This is a genomic window from Pedobacter sp. Leaf132, from assembly GCF_920984695.1.
Lineage (GTDB): Bacteria > Bacteroidota > Bacteroidia > Sphingobacteriales > Sphingobacteriaceae > Pedobacter.
Window position 1 is genome coordinate 721,160 of the sequence record NZ_CAKLBO010000002.1, and the last position, 23,016, is coordinate 744,175.

23 protein-coding genes are annotated in these 23,016 nt (G+C 32.6%); 8 read left to right on the forward strand and 15 right to left on the reverse strand.

The genetic code is table 11. The annotated features are described in order from the left end of the window. Positions 1–68 precede the first annotated feature (68 nt). Both LUA86_RS06935 and LUA86_RS06940 read left to right on the forward strand, forming a co-directional pair. Positions 69–1,637 carry a hypothetical protein gene (locus LUA86_RS06935; RefSeq protein WP_231459883.1) on the forward strand — a complete coding sequence of 523 codons (1,569 nt, stop codon included), beginning with the start codon at positions 69–71 and terminating at the stop codon, positions 1,635–1,637. Positions 1,638–1,663: 26 nt separating this feature from the next. Next, the gene (locus tag LUA86_RS06940; protein WP_231459884.1) at positions 1,664–3,070 is read left to right on the forward strand and encodes a DUF5723 family protein; all 1,407 of its coding nucleotides are present in this window, start codon (positions 1,664–1,666) and stop codon (positions 3,068–3,070) included. 1 nt (position 3,071) lies between these two features. Here LUA86_RS06940 and tsaB read toward each other — a convergent pair whose 3' ends face one another. The 7 genes from tsaB to LUA86_RS06975 form a co-directional block, all read right to left on the reverse strand. Next, positions 3,072–3,758 (reverse strand): tRNA (adenosine(37)-N6)-threonylcarbamoyltransferase complex dimerization subunit type 1 TsaB, encoded by a 687-nt coding sequence (gene tsaB / locus LUA86_RS06945; protein WP_231459885.1) that lies wholly within the window; start codon positions 3,756–3,758, stop codon positions 3,072–3,074. 60 nt (positions 3,759–3,818) lie between these two features. Beyond that, on the reverse strand, positions 3,819–4,049 hold the full coding sequence (gene yidD / locus LUA86_RS06950; RefSeq protein WP_231459886.1) for a membrane protein insertion efficiency factor YidD: 231 nt from the start codon (positions 4,047–4,049) through the stop codon (positions 3,819–3,821). Next, positions 4,033–4,431 (reverse strand): ribonuclease P protein component, encoded by a 399-nt coding sequence (locus LUA86_RS06955; RefSeq protein WP_231459887.1) that lies wholly within the window; start codon positions 4,429–4,431, stop codon positions 4,033–4,035. The genes yidD and LUA86_RS06955 overlap by 17 nt, the downstream gene beginning before the upstream one ends. 66 nt (positions 4,432–4,497) lie before the next feature. After that, positions 4,498–4,656 carry a 50S ribosomal protein L34 gene (rpmH, locus tag LUA86_RS06960; protein WP_010601723.1) on the reverse strand — a complete coding sequence of 53 codons (159 nt, stop codon included), beginning with the start codon at positions 4,654–4,656 and terminating at the stop codon, positions 4,498–4,500. Between the two features lie 229 nt (positions 4,657–4,885). After that, on the reverse strand, positions 4,886–5,620 hold the full coding sequence (locus LUA86_RS06965) for a LytTR family DNA-binding domain-containing protein (RefSeq protein ID WP_231459888.1): 735 nt from the start codon (positions 5,618–5,620) through the stop codon (positions 4,886–4,888). After that, entirely contained in the window at positions 5,598–6,659 is a 1,062-nt protein-coding gene (locus LUA86_RS06970) for a sensor histidine kinase (RefSeq protein WP_231459889.1), read from the reverse strand. The genes LUA86_RS06965 and LUA86_RS06970 overlap by 23 nt, the downstream gene beginning before the upstream one ends. Before the next feature lie 85 nt (positions 6,660–6,744). Beyond that, positions 6,745–7,497: a LiaF domain-containing protein gene (locus tag LUA86_RS06975; protein WP_231459890.1), complete on the reverse strand. Its 753-nt coding sequence runs from the start codon at positions 7,495–7,497 to the stop codon at positions 6,745–6,747. A 130-nt stretch (positions 7,498–7,627) separates the two neighbouring features. Here LUA86_RS06975 and LUA86_RS06980 point away from each other — a divergent pair, with 130 nt between their 5' ends. Beyond that, positions 7,628–8,500: a ChaN family lipoprotein gene (locus LUA86_RS06980; RefSeq protein WP_231459891.1), complete on the forward strand. Its 873-nt coding sequence runs from the start codon at positions 7,628–7,630 to the stop codon at positions 8,498–8,500. Positions 8,501–8,540: 40 nt separating this feature from the next. Here the strand turns inward: LUA86_RS06980 and mscL are convergent, their stop codons facing one another. After that, positions 8,541–8,930, reverse strand: coding sequence for a large-conductance mechanosensitive channel protein MscL (gene mscL, locus LUA86_RS06985; RefSeq protein ID WP_231459892.1), 390 nt, complete (start codon positions 8,928–8,930; stop codon positions 8,541–8,543). 170 nt (positions 8,931–9,100) lie between these two features. Between mscL and rpoN the strand changes: the two genes are divergently transcribed. Further along, on the forward strand, positions 9,101–10,573 hold the full coding sequence (gene rpoN / locus LUA86_RS06990; protein WP_231459893.1) for an RNA polymerase factor sigma-54: 1,473 nt from the start codon (positions 9,101–9,103) through the stop codon (positions 10,571–10,573). Between the two features lie 70 nt (positions 10,574–10,643). On the opposite strand, the gene LUA86_RS06995 is transcribed toward rpoN, so the two are convergent. Together LUA86_RS06995 and LUA86_RS07000 are read right to left on the reverse strand one after the other, a co-directional pair. Then, entirely contained in the window at positions 10,644–11,657 is a 1,014-nt protein-coding gene (locus LUA86_RS06995; RefSeq protein WP_231459894.1) for a type IX secretion system membrane protein PorP/SprF, read from the reverse strand. 2 nt (positions 11,658–11,659) lie between these two features. Next, positions 11,660–15,172, reverse strand: a complete 3,513-nt coding sequence (locus LUA86_RS07000; RefSeq protein WP_231459895.1) for a PKD domain-containing protein — start codon at positions 15,170–15,172, stop codon at positions 11,660–11,662. A 292-nt stretch (positions 15,173–15,464) separates the two neighbouring features. Here LUA86_RS07000 and LUA86_RS07005 point away from each other — a divergent pair, with 292 nt between their 5' ends. Beyond that, a complete protein-coding gene (locus LUA86_RS07005; protein ID WP_231459896.1) occupies positions 15,465–15,881 on the forward strand; it encodes a hypothetical protein in 417 nt (138 codons plus the stop codon). Positions 15,882–15,896: 15 nt separating this feature from the next. Here the strand turns inward: LUA86_RS07005 and LUA86_RS07010 are convergent, their stop codons facing one another. From LUA86_RS07010 to LUA86_RS07020, 3 genes are read right to left on the reverse strand one after another with little or no spacing between them, the layout of a single operon-like run. Continuing rightward, entirely contained in the window at positions 15,897–16,070 is a 174-nt protein-coding gene (locus tag LUA86_RS07010; protein ID WP_231459897.1) for a hypothetical protein, read from the reverse strand. Positions 16,071–16,115: 45 nt separating this feature from the next. Further along, positions 16,116–16,256 carry a twin-arginine translocase TatA/TatE family subunit gene (gene tatA, locus LUA86_RS07015; protein ID WP_231459898.1) on the reverse strand — a complete coding sequence of 47 codons (141 nt, stop codon included), beginning with the start codon at positions 16,254–16,256 and terminating at the stop codon, positions 16,116–16,118. 51 nt (positions 16,257–16,307) lie between these two features. Next, on the reverse strand, positions 16,308–17,162 hold the full coding sequence (locus LUA86_RS07020) for an HD domain-containing protein (RefSeq protein ID WP_231459899.1): 855 nt from the start codon (positions 17,160–17,162) through the stop codon (positions 16,308–16,310). A gap of 204 nt (positions 17,163–17,366) precedes the next feature. Here LUA86_RS07020 and LUA86_RS07025 point away from each other — a divergent pair, with 204 nt between their 5' ends. Together LUA86_RS07025 and LUA86_RS07030 are read left to right on the forward strand one after the other, a co-directional pair. After that, the gene (locus LUA86_RS07025) at positions 17,367–18,020 is read left to right on the forward strand and encodes a TetR family transcriptional regulator C-terminal domain-containing protein (protein ID WP_231459900.1); all 654 of its coding nucleotides are present in this window, start codon (positions 17,367–17,369) and stop codon (positions 18,018–18,020) included. 6 nt (positions 18,021–18,026) lie between these two features. Beyond that, complete coding sequence (locus tag LUA86_RS07030) at positions 18,027–19,325, forward strand: AarF/ABC1/UbiB kinase family protein (protein WP_231459901.1); 1,299 nt, start codon at positions 18,027–18,029, stop codon at positions 19,323–19,325. On the opposite strand, the gene LUA86_RS07035 is transcribed toward LUA86_RS07030, so the two are convergent. Next, a complete protein-coding gene (locus tag LUA86_RS07035) occupies positions 19,326–19,682 on the reverse strand; it encodes a two-component system response regulator (protein WP_231459902.1) in 357 nt (118 codons plus the stop codon). 250 nt (positions 19,683–19,932) lie between these two features. Between LUA86_RS07035 and LUA86_RS07040 the strand changes: the two genes are divergently transcribed. Next, positions 19,933–20,541 carry a GIN domain-containing protein gene (locus LUA86_RS07040; protein ID WP_231459903.1) on the forward strand — a complete coding sequence of 203 codons (609 nt, stop codon included), beginning with the start codon at positions 19,933–19,935 and terminating at the stop codon, positions 20,539–20,541. Between the two features lie 56 nt (positions 20,542–20,597). Here the strand turns inward: LUA86_RS07040 and LUA86_RS07045 are convergent, their stop codons facing one another. After that, positions 20,598–22,994, reverse strand: coding sequence for a GAF domain-containing protein (locus LUA86_RS07045; RefSeq protein WP_231459904.1), 2,397 nt, complete (start codon positions 22,992–22,994; stop codon positions 20,598–20,600). Positions 22,995–23,016: the final 22 nt, after the last annotated feature.

Here is a 23,016-nt window from a genome sequence, read left to right on the forward strand (position 1 = left end):
TAAATTAATAAAATGAGCAATAACTTAGTACAATTGGATGTAATAATTTAAATTTGTTGCACAAACACATGAAAAAAATCTTAGTTATTTTAATTGTATTAGTTACAGGGGTTTCTTTTATGGCTTACCTGTATTTCTCTAAGTTAAATACAGAAAATAACGAAAAAGACCTTGCTCTACAATCTGCTACAAATAATGCAGCTTTAATATTCGCCTTTCAGAATGATAAAAGTTTTTATCAAATCATCGAAGGACAAAGCCTGATTCAGCAGGTGCTTGGAAATCAAAAAAGTAATTTACTTAAAGCGTTAAAATTATATTTTATTCAAGATGCCGCACTGAACAATTCAATTGCAAACCAAGAAATTTATTTAAGTATACTGCCTGATGAAGAAAAGGAACTCAATTTTTTGATAACTGTTCAATTGCAACCTGATAAAAAGGTGCAAAATATTTATACTATTTTAAAATCAAAATATTTAATTGATGACCAGGGTAATGATGTTTTTAAAATTAAACTAAACGATAGCCTTTCTATATTTTTTGGAACAAAGAATCAGGTTATTACTGCATCAACATCAAAAAAACTGGTTATTGATGCAGCAGTTCGATTAGCGGAAAACCCATTTACAGAATACATAAAGCAGAATAACACTTACAATAAAAATGTACTGGGGCAAATCTACATCAACTTTAATAAAACGCCATTGTTGCTTCAAAACATAATTGCCGGAAAATTAAATGGAGAGATTTCTATTTTTGACAAGCAGAATAGCTATGCTTCATTAAATTATAATTTTAGTAAAGAGAAAATCTTATTTAACGGTACAACCGAATTAAAATCAACGGATAACTATTTAAAATTATTCGAGAAAGTACCTAATCAAACCATTTACATCACTAACATACTTCCATCAAACACTGCTAATTACAATTTGTACGCCTTTGATAATTATGAGAATTGGAGAAAAAAGTTAATTACCTGGCAAACAAATTTTGATGATGAAAAAAAAGTTTCAAAAACGATTGACGAAGTTAAAAGTGACTACAGAGTAGATTTAAATTCAATCTTTAATACTTACACAAAAAACCAATTTATTTGCTTTCAGTTAAGCACAGCTGAAAAATTAGGCGCAATTTCTTTATCAAACGGAGAAAAAGTGAAGCAACTTTTATTGGATGTTAGCGCAGATTACAACGAAGAGATTAAAATATTTAAGCAATCTGATGTTTTATATGCTTTCTTCGGAACACCATTAAAAAAATTTGCCCGACCTTATTACACAATTATCGATAACAACCTTGTCTTTGCAAACAATGCAAGTACTGTACAAGCATTTTTAAACAGCTACAAAAACAATAAATTGTTAATTAATGAGGCTTCGTATTTAGATGCAATGAATTTAGTTTCCACCACCTCAAATCTGAGCTTTTTCATCAATACAAATAACTCAAAAGATATATTTAAAGAGAATGTTTTATCACCCTATTATAAGCACTTACGTGCAGATAGTGGTTTAAAAAGTTTTGATACATTTTACTACCAAATGAGTGCCGATGGAAACAAGTTTATAACTAACTTGTTATTAAACAAATATTTACAATCTGAAATACCAGACACATTACGCAACCGTTAATAAAGCATAGCCAAGCATACATTTACATGAAGAAACTTTTACTTGCAATAGCCTTAATTACATTTTACCAAACATCTTTCAGTCAGCAATATGGGCTTTTTGGCACCAAAACTATGTTTGATGCATTTGAAAATCCTTCTCAAAAATCCTTTGTTTTGGATTCATCAAGAAAGTTTTCTTCTAACTTTTTCTTACCCTATTTTGGCATAAATAGTGCAAATGTTGGCGGCTCTGAAACCGTAGTGAGGAGATTAATAAATGAACGTATTAATGATACCAGAGATTTACCCTTAGGTACCGGAGAGATAAATCATTTTTATGAAAACAGCAACATGTATGTGCTTACTTTGCGTATATTTCAATCTTATAAATATCAAAAAGAAATGGGCTTTGCCTGGCAAATCCGCTCTAATGCACATATAAACTATACAAACGAAACTTTAGCCGTTTTTGATTCTTACCGCCGTTTTCCTCAAAACCAAACATTAAAAGGTATTTTTGATACGGATGGTTACCAGCAATCTTATCATCAATTTAGTTTCACCTATCGCGAAAACTATAATAAACGATTAGCTTTTGGTATCAAGGCAAGTATATTAAGTGGTATTGTTTACAATGATTTAGATATTTCAGATTCGTACCTTAGAATAGATGCAGACAATAACCTTTTAGATATTGGCTTAGCGGGAACATATTCTGCAAACTTTAACGACCAAAACAAAATCAACAAGAAAACTTTTATACCAACATTTAAAAACCCTGGCGTTTCATTGGGTTTTAGCACAAATTACACAACAAAGAAGGGCTTATTTTTAATGGCAAATGTTAAAGATTTAGGTTTCATTTGGTGGCGAAGTAATACACATAGAACTGTTGTTAATGCAGTAGAAACTATCGATCTTAGCCAAGGTCAGAGTTACGCAAATAAAAAGATTAGGGATATTTTTGAATTATCAGAGCAGCCAGACAAATTTACAGCTTTAACAAATGCTAAAGCAGATGTTTATCTATCAAAAACCTACGGTTTTTACAAACCAGCAATTGCAGTTTCTAAAAATTTATTTTACCGTGGTGGTGATGTGGCTTTTGTAAATACATTTAATTATAATAACTTATCAGGTAGCGTTATTCCCTTATATAATTTAAACAATATTTTCATGGTTGGCCTGCAAGGGAAGTATCAAACGCCAAATTTTGAATTATTTATGGGTACAGATAACCTAATTTCTACCGCAAGTACAGCTAAGGGATTAATAAAACGCGATGCGACCATTGGAACTGGCGCTAACGGGGCTTCTTTTTATATGGGCCTAGGTATTAAATTCGGGAACACCGTAAATCATCCACAATTTAGTGATGTTATGCCTGGAATAAATGATAATGAAGGCGGAAGCTTCTTCAGAAATTTATTTTCAATCTTTAGAAAGAAATAATCTAAACCTTCTTTTTTGGTTGAGTTAGAACAAAATCTTTCAAATAAAAAGGCTCGAAATAAGCAACATCCTCAAAGCTTTTAGATTTAAATTGGTTATAGGCTAATTGAGACATATTTGCAGCAGAATTAAAGTTATGATTTACAAACTTTGCATTGCTGGCCGTTAATGTTGCTGAACATTTAGAAGAACCATCACCTATAAATGTTATAATTTGATTTGATATGTAGGTTTCAAAGCTGTTTTCATCGATAATTTTTGCTGAAGTTTCTTCTACAATATTTAACTTAATGTCGAAAACAGAAGTGTAAACCTCCATCCTTCTGGCGTCTATCATCGGGCAAACTAAGCCTCTGTATTCAGGGCTTTGAGTTATAAATCCAGCGGCCATCATCTTTAAGGTTTCAATAGCAATAAGTGGTTTATTTAAAGCGTAGCATAAACCTTTTGCGGTTGAAACACCTATCCTTAAACCTGTATAAGAGCCTGGGCCTTTACTAATCGCTATTGCATCTAAATCAGCATAGCTCAAGCCGGCGGTTTTCATTACCTCATCAATAAATAAGGTAAGTTTACTAGCATGCAAATTCTGTCCAATTTCTTCTTTAATAAATTTTGTTTCACCATTGATAGAAATTGCAACAGAACAAACAGAAGTAGCCGTTTCAATTTGAAGTATTTTAGCCATTGCGCAAAGATATTAAAGAAATGGAAAATTTGAGATGGAAAATGGATACCAAGAATATATTTAAGGAACTGGATCATGACCATGAGCGCCCCATGGATGACAGCGACTGATACGCTTTAAAGCCATCCAACCGCCCTTAAATGGACCATGTTTTTTTATCGCTTCTATTCCATATTGCGAACATGTTGGCGTGAACCTGCAATTAGCACCCAACATTGGCGATATTGCATATTGATAAATTTTTATCAACCCTAAAAAAAACCAGCCAAATACCTTATTTATTAGCTTCATTAGGATTAATTAAGGTGTGAAATCTCTTGAAGGTAGAAATTAATTTTTTCTCTATAAAAGAAAATTCATATTTATCCTTACCAACAAATTGGAGTGAAAATAAAAGCAAACCTCTATCCTCTGGTAAAAAAGCATAAAACTTTTCTAATTTGTTTAATCGATAAGCTTCGCGGATGCGGCGTTTTAAAAGATTGCGGTCTACAGCTCTTTTGTACCGTTTCTTGGGTACATTAATAACCACCTGTACAGGAATTTCTGATTTATCTTCTATGAAAATATAGGAAACCCGAAAAGGATATAATAAAAAAGAAGAACCGTTTTTAAACAGCAGTTCTAAATGTTTCCTGCTGCATAACCGTTCTTCTTTTCTGAATGTATACATATTTTTTTGATTGATGATTGCAGATTTGATCTGCCTTTACTGATGCTACAGAAAAGCAATCAAAAATTATGCTTTATGCTTACGTTCGTCTGAAACTGTTAATCTTTTTCTTCCTTTAGCACGACGTGATGCTAATACTCGTCTGCCGTTAGCTGTTGCCATTCTTTCGCGGAAGCCGTGTTTGTTTCTTCTCTTTCTTTGCGAAGGTTGGTATGTTCTTTTCATGACTGTATATTATCTTATTAATTTAAAATTAAGAGGTGCAAATATAAAAGTATTCATTTATAAATGCAAGTCTGTTTAAGTATTATTTTTCTCTTTGAAAAGCAAATGTAGTAATTCTATCTAAAATCTGGTCCCGCCTACGCTTCAAGCCCGAGAAAATCGGGGCTTTCTCGCTAAAGTCGGGTTTATATTAAAACTGTTTGTGCTTCTATTTAAGGCTACAAAATGCCTACAAACCCAAAGCTGCCTTCAGCTTTACATAGCCAGTTTTACTCACAGGCAACCAGATATCTGATTTTAATAAAACAACATAACTATCCTTTTCTTTTAGCTCAATTTTAGTAACCTGTGCAAGGTTTATGATATAAGATCGATGAATACGAATAAAAACTTCTGCATCTAAAGTTTTCTCAAAGTATGCCATTGTTTTGTTTTTATAAAAAGAACCTTCTGATGTACTAATCTTAACGTAATCATCATCGGCCTCAAGGTAGTTAATTTCAGAAACCGGAATAATTTTAATTACACCGTCTTTTTTAACCACTACCCTATTATTTTGACTCGGACTTAGTGCGGCAGCATCTAAAACAGCTTCAGTATTTTCAGGCTGATTTAATCTTGAAGGCACCTTTTTAATTGCAGCATCAAACCTTGCTTTGTCAATTGGCTTAAGCAAATAATCAACAGCATTTACTTCGAAAGCTTTAATGGCATATTCATCAAATGCCGTTGTAAAAATAACTGCAGGTTTATCTTCAACAAGCTCTAACATCTCAAAGCCGCTGATTTTTGGCATCTGAATATCTAAGAAAATTAAATCAGGCTTATGTAATGTAATTGCCTTTAAGCCTTCAAAACCATCACAACATTCTGCAACTATCTCTATATCTTGATGTTCTGATAGATAGAATTTTACAATGTCTCTGGCTAAAGGTTCATCATCAATTAGTATAGTCCTGATCATTTTTTTGAGGAATTTTTAAGGTCGTAATATATAAATTATTTGCCTCAATTTCGGTTCTTAATAGCTCAGGATTTGCGAAAAGTAAATATAATCTTCGTTTAATAGCCGTTAAGCCAAAACCTGTTCCGCCGGTTGCCTTCATTTCCGGGTCGAAAGGATTTTGCACACGCAGTTGTAAAATATTATCATACATTGTTACATCAACCTTTATGGTAATTGCGGTTGATGTGTTATACAATCCGAACTTGATAGCATTCTCTACAATAGGCTGCAAAAGCGTTCCAGGCAAACACAATTTATGTGTATTTTCATCAACATTAACCTCAATATTTAACCGGTGACTAAACCTAACTTTCTCAATATCAAGGTAAAGTTGTATATATTCCATCTCCTCTTCAACAGAAACCCACAATTCATCATCTCGCTTAAGCGTACCACGCAAAAAAGAAGCAAGTTTTGTAATCATTACGCCCGCTTCTTTCGGATTTACCATAGTTAATGCAAAAACAGAATTTAAGCTATTAAAGAGAAAGTGTGGTTGTAATTGATGTCTTAATTTATTCAGTTCGGCTTCTTTAGCCAAATTTTGCGCAGCTAATAATCTAGATTGAGTTTCTGATTGTTCTTCCAATCTATACCACAATATATTAGCTAAAGCACACCATCCTAAACACATGAAGGAAATTAATCCTCTAAAGGCAAAAGAAAAATTGTAGAAATCTTTATAATCTTTAAAATCGGTATAAATGTAAAAAAGAGCATACTTTGCCAGGTAAACAATTACAAAGGTTAAGGCAAGCGTTATTATCAGCACATACAAAATTCTTTCGTTTTTGGGTTGATAATAACCCAGCATATTGCTAATGCCTATGCAGGCCGCTGCTAACAGGAAATTATTTATCGCACTATCTGTAATGGCAATTATCCACGAAAAATTTACAACGTAATGTATACCAAAGGCACACAAAATAGTCCAGCACAAGGCAATACCTAATGATATTTTCTGTATTTGTGGGACTGAAAGCGGTCTTGTTGTCAAAATTTATAGGTTTAGTTTAGGTTGAATTAATGATGTTGTTTAAATAAATATGCGATGATATTTTTCATCGCATATTTATCGGAGCTTAAAAACTTTTAATCTCTATCCCGCCAAACATTGCTGTACCATCTAAAATTATAGTTTTTTGGATATCAGTTTGAGGCATTAAACTCCCTCTCTTATCCTCTACACTACCAAAAACTGCCGTAACATTTGATTTTACTGCCCAATTTTGAGGAACGATGAGCTTAATACCACCAAAAATTGCAGTAACATCGAGCTTTACAGTTTCACTAAAATCTGCCTGCGTAAAGTTGATATCTGCACCGCCAAAAACTGCCGTAACATCTCCGCCCTTAAAGTTTTTTGAAAATACTGTTTGATGACTTCCACCAAAAACTGCAACAGCTTCAACAAAATCATTATCTAATTTTTTATCATAAGATGGATTTTCTGCAGTATTTAAATTATTATTACTATTTCGATTCCAGAAACCAAAATTTGCAGCTCCATTTTTTGGCTTGAATACCAGATAAGCGCCAACGATAACAAAACCTACGCCCAAAGCATATTTTGAAATATTGAAACCTAGGTGCATGTTATCGATAGTATTGTATGCACCAAGTAAAACCAAAACCAACCAGCCAATTCCTTTAAAATTGTTTCTAAGGCCTACAAATAATCCTATTAGAATTAAAAGATTTGAACCGCTAAATATCCATCTAGGAATATCTAAATCCATGGTTCGAACTAAAAAGCCTAAACCAACCAGAATGATTATCAACCCACTAAGCATTCTGCCGGAATAGTTATTATTTATGTTATTTGAATTTTCCATTTGTGTAATTATTAATAACCAAATGTATTTATAAGATTTCAGGCCAGCTAATCGTATTCCGTAGAAAACAATTAAACAGCGGTAAATAACCTTATTTTATCGGTGAAAAATATTTTAGTATTTTGTTGCCATGAAATTTTTACTATTTACGCTTGCCATACTAAGCTCCATTTTTGGCTACGGTCAACAAATCGAGTCGAATTATAAAATTTATGATGTTAAAAATCAGAAAATAATTACTGTTGATGATATTATAAAGGATATGGAAAATGCTGATGTTTTATTCTTTGGCGAAGATCATAATGATTCGATTGGTCATTACCTTGAAGCATCAATTTTTAAAAAATTAAGTGAAAAATATCCAAAAAGGTCCGCTTTAAGTCTTGAAATGTTTCATACTGATGTACAGCCTGTAGTTGATGAGTATTTGGCAGGTGTAATTACGGAGAAAAACTTTACCAGAGAAGCAAGAGCCTGGAACAATTACAAAGATTACAAGCCATTGATTGAGTATGCAAAAGCAAATAATATCGATGTTATAGCAGGTAATGCAGCTGCAAGGTACAGTAATGCGGTAACGAAAAGCGGACTGGACATCCTGAAAAATTTCCCGAAATCTTCACTAGCATTTTTACCACCATTACCGATAGATACTGCAACAGGAAGATACAACGATAAATTTACAGAAACACTTGGTGGGCACAGTATGGGTTCAATGAAGATTTATCAAACTCAGAATTTTTGGGATGCAACAATGGCCTGGTCTATTTCCAGGTACGCAAAAACACATAAAGGAATTAAAATCCTACAGCTAAACGGGCGTTTTCATAGCGATGAAAAACTTGGAACGCTAGCCAAACTATTAACTTATTCACCAAAACTTAAAATACTGAACATTTCAGCATTCTCTGATGAAAGCTTTGAAAACCCAGTTTGGGAAAAATTTAAAAATCTTGGAGATTACATCATCATAACCAATCCAAAAGTGAAAAGAAGTTTCTAAATAAAATAGGTTCGCTAAATTTGCGAACCTATTTTATTTATTATGCTTTTGCTTTCAAAACATCTCTAATTTCAGTAAGAAGAATTTCCTCTTTAGTGGGTGCAGCAGGCGCTGCAGGAGCTGCAACTTCTTTCTTTTTAAGATTGTTAGCACCTTTAATAATCAAGAATAAAACAAAAGCAACAATTACGAATGCAATAACTTGTGATAAGAAATTACCGTATTTTATGGCTGTTCCGGGAATTACTAATTTGCTTAAATCTTCTAATCCTGCGGCTTTTAAAGCTGGCCCCAATACCGCAGGTGTAATAATATCTTCTACTAAAGAGCTTACAATTTTACCAAAAGCAGCTCCAATAATTACACCGACAGCTAAATCAAGAACATTTCCTTTAACTGCAAAATCTTTAAATTCTTTAACAATTCCCATAATTTTAGTTTTAGTTTGTTTTTATAACGAAAGTAACAATTATATCATAAAGTTAAAAACTAAGTAACCATTCTTTAAAGGCTCAATAAATCAAAATCATCATTAAATAGATTTATACTAAAGATTATCTGCTAACAATTCCTTATTTTTGCCCGACATACACGAATACCATGCTAAAGCAACACCTACAACAAAAGCTACTTCAAAAGTTATCCCCTCAGCAAATTCAATTTATCAAGTTGTTGCAGGTGCCTACGGTTGCTTTAGATACAAGGGTGAAAGAAGAACTGGAAGAAAATCCGGCTTTAGAAGACCCAAGTTTAATGACAGCAGATGAGCCAAAAGGTGAATATGATGATTTAAATGATGGCCCTGAAGATTATGAAAGTTCATCAGAAGATAATAGCATGGATGAATTTAACGTGGATGATTATCTTCAAGATGATTCTGCAAACGATTACAGCACAAATTACAACAATGGCGATGATGATGAGGAGAAAAAAGAAACACCAATCGCCATTGAAAGTACATTTTTTGAGAGTTTACAGGAACAATTAGATCTGATTCCTTTATCTGACCAGGATTTTATTATTGGAAAACAAATTATTGGAAGTTTAGATGATGATGGTTATTTACGTCGTCCGCTAAGCTCTATGATTGATGATTTGGCTTTTTCTCAAAATGTAATGGTTGAGGAAGAAGATGTTTTGGAAATGCTGCGTTTAATACAGAGCTTCGATCCTCCGGGCATTGGTGCAAGAGATTTGAAAGAATGCTTGTTAATTCAATTAAAAAGAAAAGACGTTAACAACCCAATCATTGTTAAGGCAATGAACGTAGTTGAAAATTATCTTGATGAATTTACAAGAAAACACTACGATAAACTGGAAAAAAGTTTAAATCTGGATAGCGAAGAACTTAAGGAAGTTGTAAACGAAATTCTTCGTCTGAACCCGAAACCTGGCGATGCAAATCAGGTTACTACAAAGCAAATGCAGATTATTCCCGATTTTCACATCAGCAATAACGATGGCGTTTTAATTTTGACGCTAAACTCTAAAAATGCTCCTGAGCTTAAGGTAAGTCGTTCTTACCAGGAAATGTTTGAACATTATGATAAAGCTTCTTCAAAGGATAAAAAATTAAAAGAAGCTGTACAATTTGTTAAGCAAAAGTTGGATTCTGCAAAATGGTTTATCGATGCCATTAAACAAAGGCAACAAACTTTGTTAAAAACCATGAATGCAATTATGCATTATCAGTACGAATATTTTTTAACAGCAGATGAGCGTAAAATGCGCCCAATGATATTAAAAGATATTGCTGATAAAATCGATATGGATATTTCAACGGTTTCGAGGGTTGCCAACTCAAAATATGTGCAAACCGAATTCGGCACGTTTTTATTAAAATCTTTTTTCTCAGAAGCAATTCAAACTGAAAATGGTGAAGAAGTATCGAATAAAGAAGTTAAAAAAATTCTGGAAGATTGCATTGGAAACGAAGATAAACGCAAGCCTTTAGCCGATGAAAAACTTACCGATATTTTAAAGGAACGCGGCTATAATATTGCCCGTAGAACGGTAGCAAAATATCGCGAACAAATGAATATTCCGGTGGCAAGACTTAGAAAAGAGCTTTAATAGTTTTTAGTAATTAGCCTTTTTTATTTGTTTTTCTTAAACACTTCAAAACAAACAAATAGATATTAATTTACCACATTTTTATATATGATGGTACTTTATAAATATTGTTTAACATTAAGCCAAGTACAATTTCATGGCTACCGTTACTTACCGTGTTTAGGTTAGATGTAGTAAAATCGTAAGAATATGTTAAATTAACCATTTTACCTATATTAAATCCAGCCATTGCAGAAAAAGAATCATCCTTTCTGTAACTTCCACCTAGCCAAATCTTATCTTTGAAAGCTATCTTCATATTCAAATCTACAGATACTGGCGCTGGCTGAACGTATTTAACCATAACAGATGGAATTGCAGCGATTTGGTCATCAAGGAAGAACTTATATCCGGCGGTAGCGAAAAAATGAGGCACTTCTTTGCCGGTATTGTAATTTTCTGAGTTTGTGAAACTTAATTTTTGCGATAAAACCTGCTGTGCAGAAACTCCAGCAAACATTCTGGCACCATAAAGCCATACACCAAGACTTAAATCTGGCCTCAGCTGACTAACAATAGTATTTGAAAGCGCAGGGTCGCTTTGGCTATCTGGAAAGGTAAGAGAGTTTATATCTAATCTAATATTTGATACGCCTGCTGCTGCACCAACCGATAGATTAAATGTATTGCTCAATTGTAAATGATAGGCATAAGTAACATTTGCATCAAGACGAGAAAGCGGACCAGCCTTATCTTGTACAACGGTTACGCCCATGCCGTGATGCGCCGGCGAGGAGGTATAATTTTGCATATAATTCCTATCCATCGGATTTCCGGTTTGCTCTGGAAAAGATGTTAACGCGTTACTCCAAAGCTGATTATCGCCCAAAGCCCAATGTGCAGAAACAAAAGATGTTTGCGGTGCATCGTTAATTCCGGCCCATTGTTTTCGATAACCTGCTTTAAAATCTATATAGTTTTCTATTCCGGATAATGCCGGATTTAAAAGATATTGATTAAAAATATATTGCGTGTATTGTGGCTTCTGTTGAGAAAATCCCTTTAAACTAATTAAAACAGCAAGTAGTAGTATATATTTTTTCAATTTTATCTGATTATTGTAAGCGGTCCGGTAATGGTTTTTCTCCCGTTTCTTGGGTTGATAAGATAGTAATAAACTCCAACAGGTAAAGGCTCATTTTGATAATTTCCATCAAATGGTGTTTTATAACCTACGCTTGAAAATACTTTGCCTCCGTTTCGGTTAAAAACATCAATTGTTGCATTAGGGTAAGTATCTAAATATTTAATAGCCCAAACATCATTTACCCCATCGCCATTAGGTGTAAATGAATTAGGCGGCACCAATACCTGAAGAACTTTAACTAACACAGTTTTAACAACCTTACAACCCTCACTCGATGTTGCTTCTAATTTATATTCGGTATCCTTATCCGGAGTTGCAACCGGATTTAACACATCATCTTGTTTCAAACCTAATGATGGACTCCACTTATAGGTTAGATTTTTGCCTTCAGCTACAGCCGGAATTGTAATTTCTCCACCAGCTAGTATATAAAGTGTTGAACTTCCAATATCTGCCGATGGCGATTCGTACACAAAAACATCCTTAGTAATTGCACTTATACAGCCGTTTGATGCTGTAAAGGTATAAGTAATTGTGTGTTTACCCGCCTGAACCCTTTTCGGATTAAAATTTCCTTCTGAATCTATTCCATCACCAGAATAAATTCCATTGCCAATAATACCCGTGGTTTCTTTTGCCTGATTGATAATTACCAAACCATCATTTTGGCATACAAAAGGAATATCTGCAAATTCTAAAATTGGTGCTGGTTTTAGTGTGATAGTTTTTTCTGTTTCCAAAAAGCAAGATTCACCAGAATATGCAATCAATTTTATCTTAAAATCTTTATTACTGTTGCCACCAAATGCCGTATAAACTAAATTTATGTCTTCATTAGTTGGATATGTATATGTCTCAAAATCGTTCGGAGCATCCTCCAAATCCTTAAAAATATCTATTTTTGTTATCTTTCCGAAAAAAGCTTTTGATAAATTATTAATTACTACTGCACTATTGCTGCAAAGATTGTCGGCATTTTGAATTGAGAAATCAGCCTTTTCTACGGCACCATTAACTGTAAAATCCTTTGATTCGGTACTTTCACATCCATTTACATTAGTTATTTTTAGACTAACCTTGTACACACCAAATGAACTGTATTTATGTTTTCCATCTTTATCTGTTGATGTATTTGGATTCATAGCAGTTGAAGCTGCATCGCCAAAATTCCACTCATATTTTAATGGTCCACTGACACTTTCCTCATCAATTGTTTTATTTACGAAAAGGGCAAAAGCATCATTTAAACAAACATCTGGCATGGTAAAATCTGCAGTTGGCAAATCGGTTACTTTAACATCTTTAACAAATGCTTCGCTTACACAGCCATTTGCCGATGTAGTAATAAGCGATATTTTATAAGTACCGACAGCAGAATATTGATGTATTACAGGTCTATTATCACTGTTTTCCTCAAAATTATTATCGCCAAAATCCCAACGCCATTTAACTATTTTATTTGTCGTTTGTGTTAGACTAATTGATGAAGCATCTGTAAGTACATAATCAGTATTTATACAGGTATTATCTAAAGATGTAAATTTTGAAACCGGTAAAGGATTTATTGTGATATTTTTAGTAAAAACATCAGAGTAACAACCCGAGCCGGCTTTTACAATAAGTTTCACATCATAAGTTCCCTCTTTTAGATATTGATGTTTTGGGTTTTTTTCATCTATAACGGTTCCGTCACCAAAATCCCATAGCCAATTAGTAACCTGGAAATCGGCAGAATTAGATATACTTTTATCTGTAAAAATTACATCAGTTTTAGCACAGGCAGATATAGCTGCATCAAAATTTGATGTTGGCAAATCGTAAATAGAAAATATATAGTTAGTTACTAAATTTCCTTCTTGGCAATTTACGGGATCGTTAGGGACATGCGCAACCACATTAAGCTTATGTTCGCCTGCAACTGTATAATTTTTAGCGTTTGGATAGCTATAAATGTAAAATGTTTGTCCATTAATTACTTTTACTTCTGGCTCATTTGTAGTAGTTATTTGCTGTTCGTTATCCAATGTCCAGGTAATTTTATCTGGTTTGTAGGGTAAATTAATTTTAAAGTTTATTTCTGTATTTATACATCCATTTTGATATTCTTCTTTTTTAACATTATTAACAACTGTTAAATAATTGTTAGAAGCCAAATTTGTTCCTGCAGAGTATGCATAAGATTCTGTTGTACCGTAACCATAGGCTATTACATTAAATCCTTCATCGGCTGTAAGTGTTAAGCTTTTTTCGGTAACAGGTATTTGGGCATAAGATAAATTATTAGAAAGAACAGACCATGTTACGTTCGGCACAACGCCATTTATTTTAAAACTTCCTGTTTTGTTTGTTTTAATCAGAACATTTAAATACCGTTGTCTAATATCCTGGTCGGTAGCAGAAAAGACAGTGATGTTATTTACATTAAATTCTACCGGGTTTAATAATACCATATCCGGATCGCCAAAACCAGCATTAGATCCACTTGGAGTTGCACATCCAACAGAATACATGTATTGACTTAAGATAAAGTTTTTATCACCGGTAACATAATTCGGATTTGATAACCTTGAAGAGCTATAAAACCCACCCTTATTCAAGGTGGTAACAAGCGACCCATTCTCGTAAATTTTAGTATTATCCTCAACAGCAACAGCCCGATATATATAAGATTGATTAAAGAATGGAATAATTCCATAGGTTTTACCTAAACTAGATACCGGATAAATTTGCTGATATAGCGGATCTGCACTCGAACAATTACCTATTGTGATGTTTGATGTACCAGAAAAAGCTGCAAAACGTTTGCAAGATGAATTGCTTGGATCGGTTTCAACAGATATGCCAGTTAAATCTTCTAAACCAGAAGTATATTCATAAACATCACCAGATTTGGGTAAAGTAATGGTTCTGCTGATATTATTCCGTTCTCTGATAATTAAAACAGTATTATCTTCAACTGCTACAAGTGCCAAGTAATTATAACCTTGCTGCGAAGTATTATTATTATTAGTCGAAGTTATATTTTGGGTATAATTAACAGAAAAATATTTTTGCCCGAGGGTTTCAAAAGGTAAAATTAAAGATGCCGCAGAACGATTACCTGCAAACATATGCGCATAGGCAGCCACTTTTGGCTTTCCCGGCGTAACAACGATATGAATACCACGATTAGATAGCACTTGGTTTGCATCTGATAATGGGATATATGAATCATTTCTATTAACCTGAATACCTACAGAAGTATTGGCTGGAATAATAGTTGGTCCCGAAGAGTAAGCGCCACAAGTTACTGTAACTTCAGAATCAAATTTTGAGGTTACAAAAACCATTAAACTGGCTAAAGAATTCCCGTTAGGTACATGCGTAGGAAAAACAGTCCAAAAATCAGTTCCCTCATTGGAAATATTTTGACTGAATACATTGTTACAAAAAAAACTGGCTATAATAAAAACTAATAATAATGCTCTTTTCATCGTTATTAGCCTGGTTAGAAGTTGGTTTGCATTGATTTGATTATAGATGCAATATACTATTCTAAAATATAGATGTAAAAGATTTCAAACAGAAAAATCTATATTTTTTCTATTTCATGTAAAATAACAAGGGGTTCGTGTAAAAAAACATCACCAATAAATTATAAATGCATAAGATTAATTAATAATTCTGTTCGCCACAACGCTCAAATTTCAGAAATCAAATCCCGGATTTCGGTGACCGAATTGCATCCCAAAAATTTATTTTACGATAAAAACCTTAAACGAGTTTATGAACGCGTATTTAAAATTGATTGAGCAGATTTACCCGGCAAGAAATTGCGAAACACCAGACATTTTAATTTATAATGCAATGGAAGTTGCTTATGCTAAAATGCAGTTAGAAAGAAATATTAGTGAAACCGTGCTTTATAATTACAGGATAGCATTTTATTTCTTAAAAGAACATATCAAAAATGCAGTTAACGATGGAATGCGAAAAATATCTTATGAACTAAACGAGCTCGACAGACAATGTTTAATATATTTTTTAAATAAACTAGATTCTTCAATATATGATAAAATAGAACTTGATGTTATAGTTGACAACATCAACACTTTATTATCTTGTTACGATTTAAGTAAAAATTATGCCTTTATTAAAGCTGAAAATGAGGAACAAATTATAAAACTCAAAGTTTCAGCTTAAAAATAATTAGTCATCTTATTTCGGCTTTTTATCTTCAAACTGTTCTGAATATTCTTTTGCTTTCTCATCGGCAAGTACATCATTATGATTTGAAGGTTCTAGATTTTCATCAAGGCGTTTATTCCAATCATTTAAACCATTATTATCGTCAGCCTTATTTTTATCGGGAGTATTTACAGAATTTATCATCTTAATAATTTTATTAAAAACATATTAAAGAAGAATTAGTTCAAATTATTTTACGGGTGGTTCATCTTTTGCGTTTTTAAATTCTTTAACGCTTTTTCCAATACCACGCATTAATTCCGGGATTTTTTTACCACCAAAAATTAATATAACTATAACTACTATTAATATAATTTCAATTGCCGACATATAAAATTTTTATTAAATATACACTATATATACTCGCAATTGATTAAAAACTTAAACAAGTAAAGCATTCAATGTTCTTGCTTTTATTTTAGGTACAGCACCATGCCTCATAAATTCAGAAAAACCTTTTAATTGTTTTATTGATTTTACAGCCTCATATCCGGTGTAATTACTTCTAATTTTATTAAGCAACAAAGTGTCCGTTTTAAATAAATCTTGTTCATTTAATATCCCTTTTTTAAGGAAGCTTTTAATTAACTCGGCCATTTTACCATTTGCATATACATGAAGCGGCAAATTAAATACATCGCTATTAAGCCTGCTAAAAATCTCGTTTATCCATAAAGCTTCTTTTTCAGAATTAACTGCCATTTTACCATCTTTTAAAGTAATAGATTTTAAAAATTCAATCGCCCTTTGCCTTGATATTAATCCGGCATGAAAGCCATCTCTCAAAGTATAATCTAATCTATCCGCACAAAGTGATGGAAGCGGTTGTTCCAAAATATCAAAACTCCCATATATGATTTGATTTGCATTATAACCGTATCTAAGCAATACATCAGGAATTTCTGAATTGTACAACACCTCTGCAAAAATTTTTTCGTGATAATCTTCATCCGTATTATTAAAAACGTAATCACCAACATGAGAAAACGCAGTATGAGAAATATCATGCAATAAACCTGCAATTTGTTCTAATTCAGAACCGCCCAGGTTTTTAATCAACATTAAAACACCAATTGCATGTTCCAGTCTTGAGTGGCAAATTTCTGGATTGACCAGATAAATAGCACCACTCTGATGTATACCAGCCAAACGTTTTAATGCTTCAGTATTTAATAATTCCTCAAATACATCTGGAAATTCAATCTTTCCATATAAAATATCGTTTAGCTGTACCATGGTTAAAGCAATAAAATGAATTACAATTATACTATAATTTTTAGCTAGAAAAACAATAAATTATCAACAAAATACTAAACGTATTAGCTAACAATAAACTTTCAAAAAAAATGAAAACATTTATTACAAAAACATGATTTTTTAATACTTATAGTCTAGAACACGATTGCATTTTAAACGTTATATTTAAAAAAAAACAGACATATGGCAACTGCTGAGCAAATTCGAAAAGCATATTTAGATTATGTTTTAAGCAATAATGAAAAACCAAAATCGGTTTATGTTTTTGCAAAAAAGCTAAAAATTACTGAAGCTGATTTTTATCAATTTTTTTCTTCTTTTGAAAGCATTGAAAAAAATATTTGGTTCGATGTAACTTATGAAACTATAAATACAATTAAAGAACAGGAGGTTTGGTCTCAGTACTCTTCAAGAGAAAAAATGCTTTCTTTCTTTTACAGTTACATGGAAAATCTCAAAAACCAAAGAAGCTTTATTATTTATAGTTTAAGAAACTTTAACGGTAAAATAGGTACCCCAACTATCCTTGCTGGTGTAAAACCAATATTTGAAAATTTTGCCGAAGATATAATAAATGATGGTTTAGAAAACGGAGAACTTGCCGAGCGTAAATTTTTTAGTAAAAGATATAAAGATGCCCTTTGGGTTCAATTTGCCTTTATACTAAATTTTTGGATAAATGATGATAGCGAAGGTTTCGAAAAAACTGATGAAGCTATTGAAAAAGGTATTAACGTAACATTCGATTTATTTCAACACTCTCCTATTGATAACCTGTTTGAATACGGAAAATTTTTGAGCAGAAATGGAAAGTTTAAAGAGAAAATGGGATTTTAAAAGATAATGAAGCAACAAAAAAGTATTCCGGTAACTAAAGTAGAACGTTCGGCAAAGTTTGTTAAAACTGGTTTTCAAATTGGTGGCAATTATATTAAGCATTATTCAAAAAAGCTTTTTAACCCAGAATTAGACAGAGAACAGCTTAATGAAGATAATGCAACAGATATTTATAAATCCTTAAGTGAATTAAAAGGAAGTGCATTAAAGATTGCCCAAATGTTAAGTATGGATAAAAACATACTTCCAAAATCTTACGTTGATAAATTTACACAATCTCAATACAATGCTCCTCCACTTTCGGGACCGCTAATTGTTAGAACTTTCACTAAAAACTTTGGCAAAACACCTGAAAAAATTTATGATAGCTTCAATATAAATTCAACAAATGCTGCATCAATTGGTCAGGTTCATCAGGCTCAGTTAAATGGTCAGAAACTTGCAGTTAAGATTCAATATCCTGGAGTTGGCGATAGTATATCATCAGACCTAAAATTGGTTAAACCTTTTGCATTCAGACTTCTTGGCATGTCTGAAAAAGAATTAAACATTTACATTAAGGAAGTTGAAGAACGTTTATTAGAGGAAACGGATTACGAACTGGAAGTTAAACGTTCAATTGAATTTTCTGAAGCTTGTAAAAATCTGGACAATGTAGTTTTCCCGAAATATTATCCAGAATTATCTGGCAAGCGCATCATTTCTATGGATTGGATTGAAGGCATGCACTTGAAAGAATTTCTGAAAACCAATCCATCTCAAGCCTTAAAAAATAAGATTGGACAGGCTTTATGGGATTTTTACAATTTTCAGCAACATGAATTAAAAGCCGTTCATGCAGATCCGCATCCAGGTAATTTTTTAATAACTCCGGATGAAAAACTTGGAGTGATAGATTTTGGTTGCATTAAAGAAATGCCACTCGATTTTTATATTCCGTTTTTCTCACTTATATCAACCGATGTAATTAGTGATAAAGCCAAAACTATTGATGCTTTCAGGAAACTAGATATGATACATAAAGAAGATACAGCTTCGCAAGTTGAATTTTACTATAAATCATATAAAGAAATGATAGAGCTTTTTGCCAAACCATACATAAACCCTGTATTTGATTTTAGCCAGACTGAATTTTTCGAGAAATTATATAATTATGGAGAGAAAATCTCAAAAATGCCAGAGTTTAAGCAAGCCCGAGGCGTGAAGCACTTTATTTATGTTAACAGAACCAATTTCGGTTTGTATACAATACTGCACGAGTTAAAAGCAACTGTAAATACCAATACCTACAAACCAAAATTATAATCAGACATTCTTTTTTACAATTTCAACCATTTCATCAATTTCAAATGGCTTTAAAATGTAATCATCAGCTTTGCTTGCTTTAGCTATCTCAGGTAATTTCTCAGAAGTTGAAGTAAGCACAGCTGATATGTCTTCAGTTTCAGGATCAGATTTAAGTTCTTTTATTATTTTAGAACCTTTTTTTGTTCCTTTAATGTGATCGTCAATTATAACTACATCCGGATCAATTTCTTCAATATTTTCAATCGGCTCGGTTGTTAATGAAGCAGTTACATCAAAACCCTCCTCATCCAAAACCTGATCCATAATGTCCAGAATATCTTTATTATCCTGTACTAGAACAACCTTTTTCTTCATAAATAATTGGCAATAATTTTTCTATAAATATAATAAAAAGAATAAATACTACATATACTTCAATTATTTAGAATTAACTAAAAGCTGTTAATAGTTGGTCTGTTTTTTTTGCCCGTTGGTCGATTAGTTACCTATACTCGTATAAATATGCAATATAGGCTGCAACGTTTTCCGGGTACTGGCGTCTTATTTACAAAACCACTAAAAAATATAAATCATTAAATTATAATCAATTATAAATAACAGCATTATGAAAACCTCAATCAAAACACTAATCGCAACTTCGTTAACAGTTATCACTTTAACAACTTCTGTTTTTTCTAGCAGCGTAATGGCTAATGAGAAAAAACCTATAGCAACTGTTTCTGCACCAAGTAATTTCAAAAGAATTTCTGTTAAAGGAAATGTAGAACTTAAAATCGTTCAGAGACAAAATCAATCTGTAGCTTATGATGAAGATAATGTTGGTAAAGCAAAAATCACACAAGAAGGCGACTTATTAAGAATTACATCGCTTGATAAAGATGTTAGCAAAATTACGTTATACGTTTCGGATATATACAGAATTGAAGCTGCCGATAATGCAGTTGTAAAAACAGATGGTAAAGTAAAAGTTAAGTTTTTACAAGTTTTTTTAAAAGGAAATGCGCATGCAGAAATTAACTCTAGTACAGAAGGATTATATACTGTAATACAAGATAATGCAGATTTAAAACTTAGCGGAGCAACAGATAACCATACTGTAATTATGGGCGACACTCAAAAATTAACCATGGATAGATTTGCGGCACTGAAAACAAATATCCGTTCTAACGAAGACATGGGTGCAATTACAGAAACTGTTGCAGTTATTAAGTAAGAATTTACAGTCAAAAAAAAAGCGAAGAGGAAATCCTCTTCGCTTTTTTTTTTGATTTAATTTAAGTTTAAACTTAAATCTTTTGATTTTGCTTCTGCTGCAGTATCTTTTCGTTTCGTTTTGCTTACATACTTAACGCCTACGCGTAAAGCTTTTAAGCCAGAAACACCTTGCAATTCTTCTAAATCAAGTTTTTCCAAGTCATCATTTAAATAGCCTTGATCTTGCAAATACTTGATGTACTCAACATATTCTTTAGCTTCATCGGCATTAAAATAAACCATTGCAATTTTATTAGGTTGCGTTAAACGTTCTGAAGTTCCTTTTATTAAAACCTTATCGATACGTTTTTTAACAACCTCGTATCTAATATTATAAGCACCTTCTACGTCAAATCTACGCTCATCGTTTCTAAAACTAATATCAATTGCATTTGAGTGAATAAATAACAATTGGGTAGTTTCTAACGGACGAGGCATTTCGCCAATTAATCCTTTAGATAAGCGGGCAATCTCTACCATAGAGGTTAATTGCCATAAGCGAATATTCTTTAAATAAAGTAAATCGAACGGTTTATTTGGTGCAATTTCCTGTCCGATATAAATATCATATTCTACACCATCTGTACGAAATTTGGCAAAATAACAAGGATAAGATGATTGCAAATTCTGCTGTGCAGTTTCTAAGTACTGACTAACTTCCATGTTAATCATTTGCATAGAAACCTCTAATTTACGACGATTTTCATAGGCCAAACCAGTTTCTGGTAGTATTTCTGCAAAATAATCATCAACAATTTCGCCAGCTTCGGGATGGTTAAGCTTAATTACAGAGAAGAATGGATAAACTTCTGCAGCTAAAAATTCGTTCAACAACATTTCTTCGTTGCTCGATGCAACATTACTAATGCGAACAATCCAATCGTTACAGTTAAAAATTAGTTTATCAATCAATTCTAAGAAAACAAACTTGCGCAGGCTTTTTAAAGTTTTTATAATGTTCAATAAATGAACATGCATATCTTCTTTTAAAGCTTCGTTACGCTCGTTAGTAGAGTTTCTAATATCAACGGCACCAAACAATGGATACATTCCTTTGAAAGTAACGGTTTCCATTTGCTTAAGCTTTTTACTTTCTTTGCCTTGTTTTAAGAAATCCCAAACGGCCTCATTAAATTTCCATTGAACGGACGGTTGCAAAGCCGTAAATTTATCCATTAGCACGGCATCCATTTTGGCATTAAATTCTTCAATACTGTATTGAAAAAGCTGTCCAATTAATGGCATCGCCGGACGTAATCTCGATAATAATTTATCATCAAACTGAACTTCCTTACTTGAATATACTTCTAAAACCCCTGCTAACTGCGAATTATAGTAAACCGGTAGAACGGAATAAGAGCAAACACCTGCTTGTTTCAACACACGTAAAAAAGGATCTTTACTCATTTGGTCTTCTTTAATCGAAGGCACAAATATCGGACGAGGATCTTCTTTGTATTTATCCACTAATGAATAAAAAACTTCCTCTTCCATGTTCGATTCTTTTGCCGAATTAATAAGCATGCTTTGCGAAAATTCCTTATCATCAAAAACCAACTTATTGTTAACGGTTAAAAATGGCATTAATCCAAATTCAATATCACCATTTCCACTTAAAGTTTTTAAAGCCTGTATAACGTGATTGTAGGCATCACTTTGGTAATTATGATCTACCAAAGCATTTCTAATGCCTTCAATAGCATGTTGAAGCGTAACATCAGTAATCGAGATTACACTAAAACCTTCAAAAGTAAATTTATTTAGAGAAAGCTGTTCACTTAGATATTCTATCTCTGTACCTTCCTGAAAATGTTTGGCAAGCTCTTCAAAATTCAATTCTGGTAATTCTCCTTTATGCTGAATATCAATAAACTGTGTATCGTTTTGGATATTATAATAAGAAGTTAAATTACTATCAGCGTTAACATGCGCATAAATAATTTCATTTTTTAAAACAGATGTAAAATTGTAAAATCTGGTTAAAATTAAATTATAAATGAATTTTAAGTGTTTTTTTTCAGATGATTCAGTATCCTTGGATACCTTTTTAGCCGGATCATGATCTTTAAAAAATTGATAAAAAGCATTTGTGCTAAAGAAAATCTCATCAGGCACGGGCGTACTCAATGCCCAGAACATTTCATTTTCGTTCGCCATTAAAGGCGTTAAAATGGTAAATATTAATTCGAGCGTTTCTGTATGTTTTGATAATTCCTGAGCGCTAATATTGCCCAACAAAGCATCTTCTTTCTCAATTTTTTCGAGCAAAAACCTATAAAATTCCGACTTAACGGTTTTTTCTGTTTTAAGTCTGTTTTTTAAATAGGTTACCAATGGCCTAAACGACAGGTTAGATTTAACCTGGCAATTAATGCACTCGTTTTTATGTATCTTAATTACATTGGTATTCATGGGTATAAGTTTTTTATAGACG

Coding starts and splice junctions, on each gene's coding strand:
- LUA86_RS06935 (WP_231459883.1), top strand. CDS start 69: ATGAAAAAAATCTTAGTTATTTTAATTGTATTAGTTACAGGGGTTTCT.
- LUA86_RS06940 (WP_231459884.1), top strand. CDS start 1,664: ATGAAGAAACTTTTACTTGCAATAGCCTTAATTACATTTTACCAAACA.
- tsaB (WP_231459885.1), bottom strand. CDS start 3,758: ATGGCTAAAATACTTCAAATTGAAACGGCTACTTCTGTTTGTTCTGTT.
- yidD (WP_231459886.1), bottom strand. CDS start 4,049: ATGAAGCTAATAAATAAGGTATTTGGCTGGTTTTTTTTAGGGTTGATA.
- LUA86_RS06955 (WP_231459887.1), bottom strand. CDS start 4,431: ATGTATACATTCAGAAAAGAAGAACGGTTATGCAGCAGGAAACATTTA.
- rpmH (WP_010601723.1), bottom strand. CDS start 4,656: ATGAAAAGAACATACCAACCTTCGCAAAGAAAGAGAAGAAACAAACAC.
- LUA86_RS06965 (WP_231459888.1), bottom strand. CDS start 5,620: ATGATCAGGACTATACTAATTGATGATGAACCTTTAGCCAGAGACATT.
- LUA86_RS06975 (WP_231459890.1), bottom strand. CDS start 7,497: ATGGAAAATTCAAATAACATAAATAATAACTATTCCGGCAGAATGCTT.
- LUA86_RS06980 (WP_231459891.1), top strand. CDS start 7,628: ATGAAATTTTTACTATTTACGCTTGCCATACTAAGCTCCATTTTTGGC.
- mscL (WP_231459892.1), bottom strand. CDS start 8,930: ATGGGAATTGTTAAAGAATTTAAAGATTTTGCAGTTAAAGGAAATGTT.
- rpoN (WP_231459893.1), top strand. CDS start 9,101: ATGCTAAAGCAACACCTACAACAAAAGCTACTTCAAAAGTTATCCCCT.
- LUA86_RS07000 (WP_231459895.1), bottom strand. CDS start 15,172: ATGAAAAGAGCATTATTATTAGTTTTTATTATAGCCAGTTTTTTTTGT.
- LUA86_RS07005 (WP_231459896.1), top strand. CDS start 15,465: ATGAACGCGTATTTAAAATTGATTGAGCAGATTTACCCGGCAAGAAAT.
- LUA86_RS07010 (WP_231459897.1), bottom strand. CDS start 16,070: ATGATAAATTCTGTAAATACTCCCGATAAAAATAAGGCTGACGATAAT.
- tatA (WP_231459898.1), bottom strand. CDS start 16,256: ATGTCGGCAATTGAAATTATATTAATAGTAGTTATAGTTATATTAATT.
- LUA86_RS07020 (WP_231459899.1), bottom strand. CDS start 17,162: ATGGTACAGCTAAACGATATTTTATATGGAAAGATTGAATTTCCAGAT.
- LUA86_RS07025 (WP_231459900.1), top strand. CDS start 17,367: ATGGCAACTGCTGAGCAAATTCGAAAAGCATATTTAGATTATGTTTTA.
- LUA86_RS07030 (WP_231459901.1), top strand. CDS start 18,027: ATGAAGCAACAAAAAAGTATTCCGGTAACTAAAGTAGAACGTTCGGCA.
- LUA86_RS07035 (WP_231459902.1), bottom strand. CDS start 19,682: ATGAAGAAAAAGGTTGTTCTAGTACAGGATAATAAAGATATTCTGGAC.
- LUA86_RS07040 (WP_231459903.1), top strand. CDS start 19,933: ATGAAAACCTCAATCAAAACACTAATCGCAACTTCGTTAACAGTTATC.
- LUA86_RS07045 (WP_231459904.1), bottom strand. CDS start 22,994: ATGAATACCAATGTAATTAAGATACATAAAAACGAGTGCATTAATTGC.